Genomic DNA, 12592 nt, shown 5'->3' on the forward strand with positions numbered 1-12592 from the left:
GGAGCCATCATGCTGACGTTTTTCATCAAACGCCCGCGCTTTGCGATGGTGATTGCGCTGGTCATCACCCTGCTGGGGGCCATCGCGCTGAGGATTATTCCGGTGGAGCAGTACCCGCAGATCACCCCGCCGGTCGTGAATGTGTCAGCGTCATGGCCGGGCGCCAGCTCGGCTGACGTGGCGGAGGCCATCGCCACGCCGCTGGAAACGCAGCTGAACGGCGTGGATCACATGCTCTATATGGAGTCCACCAGTTCGGATGAGGGCTCTTACAGCCTGAACATCACCTTTGCGGCGGGCACCGATCCGGATCTCGCCGCCATCGACGTGCAGAACCGCGTGGCGCAGGCCGTGGCGCAGCTGCCGACCGAGGCGCAGCAAAACGGCGTGCAGGTGCGCAAGCGGGCCACCAACCTGATGATGGGGGTAAGCCTTTACTCACCGAACAACACCCACACGCCGCTGTTCGTCAGCAACTACGCCAGCACCCAGGTGCGCGAGGTGCTGTCGCGTCTGCCGGGCGTCGGGCAGGTACAGATGTTTGGCGCACGGGACTACAGCATGCGCATCTGGCTGAGGCCGGACCGCATGAACGCCCTGAACGTGACCAGCGATGACGTGGCGCAGGCGCTGCGCGAGCAGAACGTGCAGGGGGCGGCGGGCCAGGTCGGCACGCCGCCGGTGTTTAACGGCCAGCAGCAGACGCTGACCATTAACGGGCTGGGGCGCTTAAACCAGGCCGACGACTTTGCCAATATCATTATCCGCGCCGGGGAGATGGGGCAGCTGGTGCGCCTGAAGGACGTCGCCACCATCGAGCTTGGCTCGCGCAGCTACAGCTCTGGCGCGCAGCTGAACGGGCATGACTCCGCCTATTTGGGTATCTACCCGACGCCGTCCGCCAACGCCCTGCGCGTGGCCGATGCGGTGCGCGCGGAGCTGGAACGGTTATCCACGCGCTTCCCGGACGATCTGGTCTATGAAGTCAAATTCGACACCACCTCGTTTGTGGCCGCCACCATCAAAGAGATTGGCGTCTCGCTGGCGCTGACGATGCTGGCGGTGGTGGTCGTGGTGTCCCTGTTCCTGCAAAGCTGGCGCGCGACGCTGATTGTCGCCCTTGCCATTCCGGTGTCGCTGGTGGGCACCTTCGCGGTGCTCTATACGCTCGGCTACTCCGCCAATACGCTGAGCCTGTTCGCCATCATTCTGGCGCTGACCATGGTGGTGGATGACGCCATCGTGGTGGTGGAGAGCGTCGAAACCCTGATGGCGGAAGGGCAGAGCCGCACGGCGGCGACCGCGCTGGCGCTGCGCCAGATTGCCGGGCCAGTGATTGCCACCACGCTGGTGCTGCTGGCGGTGTTTGTACCGGTGGCGCTCCTGCCAGGGATAGTGGGCGAGCTATACCGCCAGTTCGCGGTGACCCTCTCGACCGCCGTCACGCTCTCAAGCCTGGTGGCGCTGACCCTGACGCCCGCGCTCTGCGCGCTGCTGCTGCGCCCGCGTCCGGCACAGCCCGCCGCCGTTTTCCGTGGGTTCAACCGCGGGCTGGACGCCACGCGCATGCTTTACACCCGGATCGTGAGCGTGTTCAACCTCCGTCCGTGGCTGGCGCTGCTGGCCACCGCAGGCGCGGCGGCGGTGGTGGTATTCAGCTTTATGTCGATGCCAAAGGGCTTCCTGCCCCAGGAGGATCAGGGCTACTTCTTCGCCAGCGTCCAGCTGCCGGAGGCAGCCTCGCTGGAGCGCACCGAAGCGGTGATGACCACCGCGCGCGAGCTGATCGCTAAAAACCCGGCGGTAGAAGACGTGATTCAGGTCTCCGGGTTTAACATCCTCAACGGCACCAGCGCATCGAACGGCGGGTTTATCTCCATCATGCTCAAAGACTGGGGCGAGCGTCCGCCGCTGGATGAGGTGATGGGCACCCTTCAGCGCCAGCTGCTGGCCCTGCCGGAAGCCACCATCATGACCTTTGCGCCGCCGACGCTGCCGGGGCTGGGCAACGCCTCCGGCTTCGACCTGCGCATTCAGGCGCAGGCGGGGCAAAGTCCGGCGGAGCTGGAGCGCGTGACGCGTAAGGTGCTGGCGAAAGCCAACCAGAACCCGCAGCTGAGCCGCGTGTTCACCACCTGGAGCAGCAACGTGCCACAGATGACGCTCACCGTTGACCGTGAGCGCGCGGCCCGCCTCGACGTGCCGGTGTCACGCATCTTCAGCAGTCTGCAAACCGCCTTTGGCGGCACGCGCGCCGGGGATTTCAGCGTCAACAACCGCGTCTACCACGTAGTGATGCAGAACGAGATGCAGTGGCGCGAGCGCGCGGAGCAAATCAACGAGCTGTTCGTGCGCAGCAACAGCGGCGAGCGGGTGCGTCTGAGCAACCTCATCACCATCACGCCGACCGTCGGCGCGCCATTTATTCAGCAGTACAACCAGTTCCCTTCGGTATCGGTGAGCGGCTCGGCAGCGGAAGGGGTGAGCAGCAGCACCGCAATGGCGGCGATGGGCGAGATTCTGGCGGAAAACCTGCCAGCCGGGTACGACTACGCCTGGAGCGGCATGTCGTATCAGGAGCAGCAGACCGGCAATCAGGCGATATGGATCGTGCTGGCGGCGGTGGTGATGGCGTGGCTGTTCCTCGTCGCCCAGTACGAGAGCTGGACGTTGCCGGCGAGCGTGATGCTCTCGGTGCTGTTCGCCATCGGCGGGGCGCTGGTCTGGCTGTGGCTGGCGGGCTACGCCAACGACGTGTATGTGCAGATTGGTCTGGTGCTACTGATAGCCCTCGCCGCCAAGAACGCAATTCTTATCGTGGAGTTTGCCCGCGCCCGGCGCATGGATGGAATGGCGATTGTCGATGCCGCACGGGAGGGAGCATCGCGCCGCTTCCGCGCGGTAATGATGACCGCCGTGTCGTTCATTATCGGCGTCCTGCCGATGATGCTGGCGACCGGGGCGGGTGCCCAGAGCCGCCGCATCATCGGCACTACGGTCTTCAGCGGCATGCTGGTGGCGACCGTGGTGGGGATAGTGTTCATCCCGGCGCTGTTCGTGCTGTTCCAGCGCCTGCGCGAGTGGGGCCACGGCCTTACGGACTCGTCGCCCACAGCTCACAGTGCTTCTGCACCAGAGAAATCAGCGAGCCGCCATCGGCGATAAAGTCCCGCATGCGCTGCGCCTCGCTCTTGCCCTGCTTTAACAGCAGGGCAATTTCCTTGATTGCGCTTGTCGCGCCGAGCTTCTCGGCGGACGGCGCAACCTGCTCCAGCAGCCAGGCGATATCTTCCGCCACGGTTTTGTGCTCGCCGGTATGCACGTCTGTCAGAATGCCTTCCAGCCCGTAGCGACAGGCCTGAAAACGGTTAAAGCGATACAGCAGAAAATCCCGTTCCTGATGCTTATACGGCCGCGCGGTCAACAGCCAGTGCGACGTCGCCTGAATAAGCCCGGCGATGTTAATCGCGTGGCCGAGCGTCAGCGGCGTATCCATTACCCGCACCTCCACGGTGCCAAAATGCGGGCTGGGGCGGATGTCCCAGTGCAGATCCTTAATGCTGTCGATCATGCTGGTGGAGCTCAGGCGGCGGAACAGCCCCTCGAACTCCTGCCAGCTGTTGACCCACGGCATCTGTCCGTTATCCGGGAAGCCCGAGAAGATGTTGAGACGCGATGAGGCGAACTTCGTGTCCGTGCCCTGCATATACGGTGATGCGGCGGCCAGGGCGATAAAGTGCGGCACAAAGCGCGACAGGCCGTGCAGCAGATAAATTGCGTCGTCCCCGGTCCGACAGCCGACGTGTACGTGCTGGCCGAACACCGTTGCCTGCAAAATCAGATAGCCAAAGCGCTCCAGCGTGACGTTATAGCGCTCGTCGTCACACACCTCCTGACGCTGCCACTTCTGGAACGGGTGCGTTCCGCCGCCGCAGATCTGGATGTGATGCTCCGCCGCCGCGCGCAGGATGCTCTGCTGCATCACCGAGAACTGCGCTGCCGCCTGGTCGATGGTCTGACACACGCCAGTGGCGATTTCGAGCATGCTTTCGGTGATGTCGTGTTTGACTTCACCGCCTTTAATGTCGTCTTTGACGGCAGCGATGAGGGCAGAGGAGTCCTGGCTCAGATCGTAACCCGGCGGGTTAACCACCTGGAGTTCGAGCTCAATGCCGAGGGTATAAGGTTCAGAGGATTTGAAGTCGGGTAAAGGCATGGCGCACTCCGTTGTCTGTTATGAATTGAGTATAGACAATGGGCGTGGCGCGCTCTTTTCAGGGTGGTATAACTGATTGCAGGCTTAGCAAAAGGGGAGTGACCCATGTCTGACTATCCAACCATTGCGCTGACAGGACCCGGTGCGATTGGGACCACCATCGCCGCGGTGCTGCATGAAGCGGGCCGCACGCCGCTGCTGTGTGGTCGCACCGCGCATCCGGAACTGCGCCTGCGTCATGATGAGGGTGAAATTGTGGTGCCCGGTCCGGTACTCACCGATCCCAGCGTCATTACGCGCCCCGTTGACCTCGTTTTTTTGGCGGTAAAAACGACGCAAAATGCCGACAGCGCCGGTTGGCTGCGCGCCCTGTGCGATAAACACACCGTGGTCTGCGCGCTGCAAAACGGCGTGGAGCAGAAAGCCCAGCTTGCGCCTTTGGTCAATGGCGCAACGGTGCTGCCGTCGGTGGTGTGGTTCCCTGCGCAGCGCGAGCCGGATGCCTCCGTCTGGCTGCGCGCCAAACCGCGCCTGACGCTGCCGGACGTGCCGCAGGCGCAGCGGGTGGTCGAAGCGCTTCGTGATACGCGCTGCGCGGTTGAGCTCTCGGAAGATTTCCCCACCGTCGCCTGGCGCAAGCTGCTGCAAAACGCGGTCGCCGGGCTGATGGTGCTGGCCAATCGCCGCGCCGGGATGTTCAGGCGCGAGGATATCAGCGAGCTGGCGCTGGCCTACCTGCGCGAGGGGCTGACCGTCGCCCGCGCCGAAGGGGCGAAGCTGGACGATGCGGTGGCGGAGGAGATTCTGGCGAACTTTCAGCGCGCGCCAGTGGATTTGGGCACGTCGATTCTTGCCGACCGTCAGGCGGATCGTCCGATGGAGTGGGATATCCGCAACGGCGTGATCCAGCGCTACGGCCGCAAACACGGGATTGCGGTGCCCATCAGCGACGTGGTGGTGCCGCTGCTGGCGGCGGGGAGCGAGGGGCCGGGTTAACGGTTACTGTTTTTCCGTTCGGCAAGGTAATGTGCGGGCGTGCTACCCATCGCTTTTAGGAACATGGTGATAAACGCATTCACGGATTCGTACCTGAACGTTGCCGCCACGTTCTGGACGGACACGCAGCTGGCCAGCTCCCGCAGGGCAATAATCAAATGCAGCTGCTGGTGCTAGTGCCCGAAGCTCAGCCCGGTTTCGCGCTGCATCAGGCGGGCAAAGGAGCGCTCTCTGAGAGCAAGGCGTTTCGCCCACTTCTTAAGGGGGCTTCTGTTCTCAGGGAGGCTGACCAGCGCGTCGCCCATGGCGCGAATTTTCGGGTTGGCTGATACATGCAGGCTCAGCTTCTGCTATGGCATGCTGGCGAGCTCGTCAAACGTGACTCGGGTCAGCCTGGCGACGTGGCTGTCCAGGGGATAATCCGCGCGTTAGCGGCAGGCCAGAAAAGCGATCCACGACGGGCTGGCGCGGCTGGTTATCGTCTACTGTGAATTACACGATCGCCTGCCAACGTTCGGAACCCTTCCCGCCGACGAGCAGGTATTGCTGAGCGACGTTCATGCCTGGCTTGCCGGTGAAGGCACCGGCAGCACGGCAAACGTCGCGGCGACCAATTATCACGGCGCGCTGGCCGCGCTTGATCTGGCAGAGCTTAATCTGGCGCACGCCACCGTCCGTGCGCCGGTTTCGGGGCACGTTACGTACCTACGGCTTCGCCCCGGAGACTATGCGTCGGCGGGGGAGACGAAGGTAGCCATCGTCGATGCTCACAGCTTCTGGGTGGTGGGATACTTTGAAGAGACCAAGCTGCGCCATATTCGAGTCGGGGATGCCGTGGAGGTTGTGCTGATGGGGTACAAACCTATCATCACGGATCACGTGGGTAGCATTGGGCATGGGATCGGGGACAGGAACGACGAGACGGGCGGACTGGGACTATCCGACGTCGAGCCCACCTTTAGCTGGGTGCGGCTGGCGCAGCGCGTGCCGGTGCGCATTCATATCGACAGGTTACCGGATGGGGTTGAGCTTGTGGCGGGGCTGTCGGCGAGTGTGGCGCTGGAGGGATAAAAAGGGATAGGTTTAATGAGAAATGTCTGCTTTGTGGCAAGAGCGGACGTTGGAGTCTCAGAGGCCCTTAAAAAGGATGGTTTGTTTTACATGGATACTTACACAACGCCTACGCCGTATCTATGTGGATTACTGTATGACTGTAATGCCTGCCTTCATTGCATCAGTTCTTGCAGTGCTTGATGTCGCATGGATAGACGAATGATAAGAATGGTTTATATACTTGTCCACATCTAAAGATTTTTCAGGTACTAGCATGAAAATGACACGCTTAGAAGCTATTAAGGCATGGGGTAGAGCAAGCCGTGAAGGTAAGCCTATTCCCGATGATGTTAGAAAGTTTCTGATCAGCACTCAAAATGATAGCCATCACGATTTCGTTATAAAAGCTCCTACAGCTAAAGTTAGAGTTAGTAAAGAGCAAGTAAAAAGGAATATTAACGGTAAGAAGCCGTTAGCTACATCTGGTACTATCCGCAGTACGGGAAGTGCTTTAACCTCTGAACAAATGGAAATATACAACCAAAAACGCAAGTTAGATAATCAAAAGCGTAAAAATAACCCTCAACTTTATTCAAAGCTAATGCAAGATTTTATTGCATCTGGATTATCTAAAAAACAAGCCACTAAGAAAGCTAGAGCAGTTATTCTAAGTGCAAATCTAGATAAACTAAATAACGATAAAAAGCCTTGTGCTGTCAGAAAAAATCGAATTGTTAAATCCAATACTTTACTTAATGAGGATGCGATTAAATCTGATCCTTGGCACATAGCAAAAGTTAAGCAAGATGCGATCAATTTATCTATTGTCGAACAAAGGCGAATCGACACAGCACTTATAAGACGTCCTGTATCATGTATTGAATGCAAAATTGACTTTAAATCATTTGGTGGATTTGTAGATCATACTAAAGATGTTCATCATGCCAGCGTAAGTACACCTAAGTTAATTGTTGAAAATGAAGGGGCTGAGGATATTGTCATTGAGCCGCCTGTATTGCTATCTACTGAGCCAGTAGAGCCAGTTGTTTCTATTCCTGTTGCCAAAACGCCAGAATCATTTAGTGATAAGTGGATCAGGTTATTTGCAGATAAAGGTTACAGTGCTGCAATGGTTGAAGCGTTTAAACGTGATGCAGCTAAAGAGAATATGACGACATTACAGATACATGATTTTCTTAGTGTCTGTAAGCCCTATAAAGCCCCTGTAGAAATTATCCCTCAAGAAGCAAACACCTTGACAGAGGCCATGGGAACGCTTGTAGAATCACCTGTAGCATCTATTGCTAATGATTGCTACTACGCTATTACCCACGCTGATTCGATTGAAAAAGCATTGTTTGCTGATCGCATTGTTCGTACTCGTACCAATCAGAATGATTTTAAAGAGCGTGTAGCAGCTAATTTTGGTTATCGTTGTGCCATTACGAATAGCGGAGAAGCGTTAGAAGCAGCTCACATTGAGCCAATAGGAACGGGGAACAATAACACTTCTAATGGGGTGCTTATGCTTGCTTGTTTGCATCGTCTTTTTGACGCTGGATTGATGGCTATCAAGCCTGATTCTCTTACAGTGCATTTCAAGGCCGATTGTACATACTTTGCTAAAAGTACATTGGAAGGTAAAAAACTAAATAATCACTCAGTTCCTCTGAACAAATCAGGATTGTTAGAACGCTGGCTTAGCTTTAATGCTGATAGGATTTAGAACAATTAAAACACTATTTTATCTAATGGAGATAGTTATCACTAACATGCAATGAATATTGTATAAGCAGAGCAACATACAATGAATATTGTATAAGCATAGCTTTCTTTTCGTCTAAAATGCTAAATATAAGAAATAATTCAACTAATAAATAAAATTTGATATGTGCAAAACTATATCGCCCCTCGTGGTTGCTTAATGCAAATTCGTCCCAAGAATTGCAAATATTTCTGTAATCACTTTTGTGGAAACTGGACTGACCCACAAAAGTGCCAACTTTCACTCCTCGCTCATAGTAAACGTCTTGCCCTGAGCCTGTCTACTAAATGCCAAAAAAAGACATCAAGAAAGCTATTGCTCGTTAGGTCAGCTATCAAAAAATACGTTACCTTCTTGGACGGATTATATATGAATGAGGACCCGTTAAGACTTCTTAGTGTCGATGGACAACGTGTTGCTTGAGTCATTTAATGGCAGTTTTAGGGGCGAGTGACTGAACGTGCACTGGTTTCTTGCCAGAGCAGAAAGATAAATTACCCTAATTTAGTATGGCATTGTTTTTGTTCCGGGAATATACCAGTACCCCTACTAAATCATCAAGTAATTTAGTAGGGGGATTAATCTATTCATTTTTCTTTATATGTAAGCGAGATATTACAAAATCTCCCGAAGATTCGACTTTTGTAGTTTCATTTCGAATATATTCAGAATATAGGCAAGTGACGTTGGGATAATTAAAACTACATAATATCGCGGCTAATATATGTGGTTTTGGCCCAAATGGAATGATGGAAACGTTATAATCAGATCTTAGGGGAGAGAGCATTTGCGACATGTTGTCATAACATGTCGCAATACTATTGATTGGTAATTTTATAAGTTTATCTTCACCGCCAAGGTAGTGTGAAATAAAGTCTTTGTTTTTTTCTAAACAAGTATTCTCATAATCATAGGTTGCAGCTGGTGCGGCCATGATACCAAAGCATTTGTTTGGGTTTAGTAAGTTATATAAACGTTGAGGACCATATCTATCAAAACCCAACATGAATATTGCTGCATTATGTCTTTTAGTTAATGAAATACCCTCGCAGCCCGGAATTATGCGCAACTCACCTAGTTCAACGTTGAGATCTAAATTTCTATAGACAGCAGTTGCATATGTCAAATCAACAGTTACTCTTAATTCACAAAAATTGACTAGATAGTTTAAAATCGCAGCATACCAAGCTCGAGACATCGAAGTATAGTCAATTAATACTTTTAATTCTTCAACGTTAATTTTTTCAATTATTTCACTTAGCACCTTTTGTATTTCCGCAATTTCCCTTTGTGAAATCTCAAGTAATTTGAAGCCAGTCCAACTTTCTGAAAAGTAATTTAAACTATCGATACGAACTGGATCTTCTTTATGCTGGTCAAAAGCTAAAACAATAACATTGTTTATATTGTTTTTATGCAATCGCGTAGCCACGTCAATACAGCGTTCTTCGTAGCCACAAGAAAATAATGCAATATCATATTTTGACTGGCTTAGCTCACCTATTGATAAGTCATCAACATGTAATTTATTCATCATCTCCCTCCCAATCTAGACTAAATTGTCCATCGTCATTATTCTTATTTATAGCCTTAAATCGACTATATGAATAATTGTTCATTATCACAGATAATTTGATGGAGTTTCCTTTTCTTGGCATTAAGTAAAAATGAGGTGCTAAACAAAAGGCTAATGAGAATCTACCTTTTCTATTTGGCATTTTATTATCATTGTCCAATCCTCTAAAATCTGGGTAAATTAAACCTAGATCTACAGCTGTTTCTATATATTTCCATACTTTGTCATCTTCAACATCGAATGAAAATGAGTTGTATGTATCTGTATTTATTTTATCAGTATGAAGCTTGTCTTTTAAAAATCTACCAATTGTTGTAAACAAATCGAAAGCTTTCTTTCCATCCACCTCTAGGTTTAAACCATCTAACTCTGAGTATGAAAACTCTTTTAGTTTCGCGCCTTGTTCCTTATCTGATAGAGGCTTAAGCTCAGTACAAGAATCAATGTTATTTGAGAAAAGATAATTGAATAACCGTAATAGACGACGCGGGTTTCCGTCAGAACATCTTACTATAAGTGAATATCCAGAAAATATAAATGGTGAAGCATTACCCTTATAACGTTGGAAGGAATCCTTTAACATCAAAGTCCCTCTCAACTTCCTTGATATTGAGCTTTCGAACAATGAATAATCTTGATCCAGTAACCTCTCCGCTCTTTTTATCGTACTGGAATCACAATACTCTCTCACTTTCTCCATTAGTTTATCATCAGGGAGTGCGTCTTTTGGGGAGTCTACTAACACTGAATTGCCTAGAAGAAACTCGAGTGTTATTTCTTTATTTATAATGGATGAGTTTTTTATTCTTTTTTTAAAAAGCTTCTCTGCGAAATTTTCGAAAAAATTATGAGAATTATTCTTTGAGCTACCATGCAGGCCTTGCTTATCAATATTTAAATAATCAAAGTCGTGCCCCATATTTAATGGAGTACCCGTATCAGTTTCCAGGGTGTAGTGCCGGTATGGCATTGTTGTTATTTTGAACACGATCTCATTATATGACCTCATATGAGTATTCAATATTCTATGATGATCTTTTGTTAAAAATTCAGCTTCATCAATACAAACACAGAATGTGGAGGAATTAGAAAGCCCGATTTCTTTTCTTACCGTAAAAAGTGCCATTATTAGAGGCTTAAATAAATCAGCATTAAAGTTAAGACCAACCATAAGATCATCATCACTTAATTTTAGGCCTAGTTTAATTTTATTGAATATAATGTTCTTTTTATACTCAATAATCTCTAATTCGTCATAAATATCGGTAATTGTATTTAATTTTTTAGATAGCCACAATTCTGATATTTTATTACAAATAGCTTTCTCCTTGATAATTCTATCTATTTCATCCTCAACATACGAATGGAGGCAGCTTCGTATGGTATCTAGAAATCTTGCGCATGAAGATAAGTTCAAACTCCACCTAAAAAGCTGGTTATTATCATCAATGTCGCCTATTGAGTTTACCCATTCAACTTTTAAGGGAATGTACGTCGCAATAAATGAGCGTTCATTTACTATTTTTCTTGCTTTTTCATCATTTAACTTAGTAAGACATTCATGAGAAAGCATTTTAATTAGAGCAGTCTTACCAGAGCCTCTAGAACCTAGTATTATATGATTTTTGTTAGAAATTAGTGATTCAAATGCTGGTGTCCAAACAAATTCTTCAGCTAATTGATTAGACGTGAAATATCTAGCATTAGAGTGCTCAAATATATTGTTAAATCCAAATAAGTTATGCATGTCATTTTCCCTTTAGCAAAATGAATAACTCATCTTGTCCTGGAGTTTTAAATATTGTAAAGCCAACTTCGTCCGATAAATCCATAATGGTCTTTTCTAGAAGTTTTCTGGAAGTATATATTATATCAGCATAATGGTTAGATAGTTCACTCCACTTAACATGTGTCTGCGTCTCAAAAAATCGCTCAATAGATTCTTTTAGCTGCTTTTTTAGTTCAACAGGTAACATGCGATTACCAAAAAACTCTTTGTGAGGTATTCCATTAATGGACTCATCTTTTGTCCACCCATGCCCTGTGTTATGTGACCAACTTACCACCTTCCCTAAAGGGGTTTTGTTTACATCACAAATTTTATCGATTTCAATTTGATGAATAGTATTTGGTACCCCTTGGAACCACCTATCATCTAAACGCGCAGAGAAACTTCCAGCGCACAGTATATTAATAGGATGCTGATAGTCATCAGAATACTGTGCAAGCCTCGGTATATGTTTATGTCCATGCACAATAAAATTAACGTTATGCTTAGACGCAATTTCCATCAGGATGGCTGCGTTTTGTAAGATGCTATGGTCAGCGGCGTCAAAAGGTAAATCTGGCTGCTGGATTGGATGGTGATGTACAACTAGCAGATTAATCTTCCCGCTATGTGCAATCTGCATTTCTTGAAGCTTTCTATCCAGTTCTGTTAAATCCTGTTTGCGGATTACACCGTGATGAGGCTTTCTGTCATAGTGGTCGAAAACCGAACTGTTTACGCCAATAATATTTAGGTGCTCATCACTCCAAATAGCAAAATATGGTTCATTGAAATAACAGCCGAAACGAGCTCGGTCTAAACATTGTTTAAAAAAGTCATTGAACCGCAAGTTGCTATATTTGCGATCAATTGTCATTTTAATGCTTTCTTTTGAGGTCATTGAGCGTTCTTCTTCAGCCCAGTTACCATCGTGGTTCCCTGGAACAAAGAAGACTTTTTCTTGCTCTACTCCCACAATCTCCGCAATTTCTTTCAAGCGTGTGGATGCAAGTTCAAATTCTTCTCTGGTTGCTCTATTGGTGATGTCACCCGCGACAACAAGATAGTCAGCTCTTATATCCTCTTGATTAGAAAGCTGCCGTAATTCATTTAGGAACTGATTTTTTACAGCGTTGTTAGAGCTTCCTACTGAAAACTCATTTGAAACAGCCGCGTCGCCAACGTGTAAATCACTAATGATTATTATTTTCATATGCC

Annotated in this window: 8 protein-coding genes and 2 pseudogenes; 4 read left to right on the forward strand and 6 right to left on the reverse strand. The window is 49.6% G+C overall.

Features of this window, described 5'->3' with window-relative positions:
* Positions 1 to 9: 9 nt before the first annotated feature.
* Complete coding sequence (locus RY075_RS06065) at positions 10 to 3165, forward strand: efflux RND transporter permease subunit (protein ID WP_063864146.1); 3156 nt, start codon at positions 10 to 12, stop codon at positions 3163 to 3165.
* Here the strand turns inward: RY075_RS06065 and RY075_RS06070 are convergent.
* Positions 3095 to 4216, reverse strand: coding sequence for a YbdK family carboxylate-amine ligase (locus RY075_RS06070; RefSeq protein ID WP_003858868.1), 1122 nt, complete (start codon positions 4214 to 4216; stop codon positions 3095 to 3097). The two genes, RY075_RS06065 and RY075_RS06070, sit on opposite strands and share 71 nt — an antisense overlap.
* A 105-nt stretch (positions 4217 to 4321) precedes the next feature.
* Between RY075_RS06070 and RY075_RS06075 the strand changes: the two genes are divergently transcribed.
* Positions 4322 to 5212, forward strand: coding sequence for an oxidoreductase (locus RY075_RS06075; RefSeq protein WP_232967321.1), 891 nt, complete (start codon positions 4322 to 4324; stop codon positions 5210 to 5212).
* Here the strand turns inward: RY075_RS06075 and RY075_RS06080 are convergent.
* Positions 5209 to 5634, reverse strand: a pseudogene (locus RY075_RS06080) (helix-turn-helix domain-containing protein); the annotation flags it as partial. The gene RY075_RS06075 and the pseudogene RY075_RS06080 overlap by 4 nt on opposite strands.
* Before the next feature lie 70 nt (positions 5635 to 5704).
* A complete protein-coding gene (locus tag RY075_RS06085; protein ID WP_169815275.1) occupies positions 5705 to 5878 on the reverse strand; it encodes a hypothetical protein in 174 nt (57 codons plus the stop codon).
* On the opposite strand from RY075_RS06085, the pseudogene RY075_RS06090 reads away from it, so the two are divergent.
* Both RY075_RS06090 and RY075_RS06095 read left to right on the forward strand, forming a co-directional pair.
* A pseudogene (locus RY075_RS06090) lies at positions 5795 to 6283 on the forward strand (efflux RND transporter periplasmic adaptor subunit); the annotation flags it as partial. The gene RY075_RS06085 and the pseudogene RY075_RS06090 sit on opposite strands and share 84 nt — an antisense overlap.
* 256 nt (positions 6284 to 6539) lie before the next feature.
* The gene (locus RY075_RS06095; RefSeq protein WP_338628298.1) at positions 6540 to 7991 is read left to right on the forward strand and encodes an HNH endonuclease signature motif containing protein; all 1452 of its coding nucleotides are present in this window, start codon (positions 6540 to 6542) and stop codon (positions 7989 to 7991) included.
* A gap of 622 nt (positions 7992 to 8613) precedes the next feature.
* Here the strand turns inward: RY075_RS06095 and RY075_RS06100 are convergent.
* Genes RY075_RS06100 through RY075_RS06110 form a run of 3 tightly spaced genes read right to left on the reverse strand, consistent with a single transcriptional unit; the run spans position 8614 to position 12587 of the window.
* Positions 8614 to 9567 (reverse strand): hypothetical protein, encoded by a 954-nt coding sequence (locus RY075_RS06100; protein WP_202401998.1) that lies wholly within the window; start codon positions 9565 to 9567, stop codon positions 8614 to 8616.
* Positions 9557 to 11353, reverse strand: coding sequence for a hypothetical protein (locus RY075_RS06105; protein ID WP_063944366.1), 1797 nt, complete (start codon positions 11351 to 11353; stop codon positions 9557 to 9559). The genes RY075_RS06100 and RY075_RS06105 overlap by 11 nt, the downstream gene beginning before the upstream one ends.
* A 1-nt stretch (position 11354) precedes the next feature.
* Positions 11355 to 12587: a metallophosphoesterase gene (locus RY075_RS06110; protein ID WP_202401997.1), complete on the reverse strand. Its 1233-nt coding sequence runs from the start codon at positions 12585 to 12587 to the stop codon at positions 11355 to 11357.
* Between the last annotated feature and the right edge of the window lie 5 nt (positions 12588 to 12592).

Source organism: Enterobacter sp. JJBC, from assembly GCF_036936505.1.
In the GTDB taxonomy this organism is placed as follows: domain Bacteria; phylum Pseudomonadota; class Gammaproteobacteria; order Enterobacterales; family Enterobacteriaceae; genus Enterobacter; species Enterobacter hormaechei_C.

What these genes read in the sequence shown, in the direction of transcription:
- RY075_RS06100 (WP_202401998.1), bottom strand. Translation starts at nt 9,567, where the DNA reads ATGATGAATAAATTACATGTTGATGACTTATCAATAGGTGAGCTAAGC.
- RY075_RS06075 (WP_232967321.1), top strand. Translation starts at nt 4,322, where the DNA reads ATGTCTGACTATCCAACCATTGCGCTGACAGGACCCGGTGCGATTGGG.
- RY075_RS06065 (WP_063864146.1), top strand. Translation starts at nt 10, where the DNA reads ATGCTGACGTTTTTCATCAAACGCCCGCGCTTTGCGATGGTGATTGCG.
- RY075_RS06110 (WP_202401997.1), bottom strand. Translation starts at nt 12,587, where the DNA reads ATGAAAATAATAATCATTAGTGATTTACACGTTGGCGACGCGGCTGTT.
- RY075_RS06095 (WP_338628298.1), top strand. Translation starts at nt 6,540, where the DNA reads ATGAAAATGACACGCTTAGAAGCTATTAAGGCATGGGGTAGAGCAAGC.
- RY075_RS06105 (WP_063944366.1), bottom strand. Translation starts at nt 11,353, where the DNA reads ATGCATAACTTATTTGGATTTAACAATATATTTGAGCACTCTAATGCT.
- RY075_RS06070 (WP_003858868.1), bottom strand. Translation starts at nt 4,216, where the DNA reads ATGCCTTTACCCGACTTCAAATCCTCTGAACCTTATACCCTCGGCATT.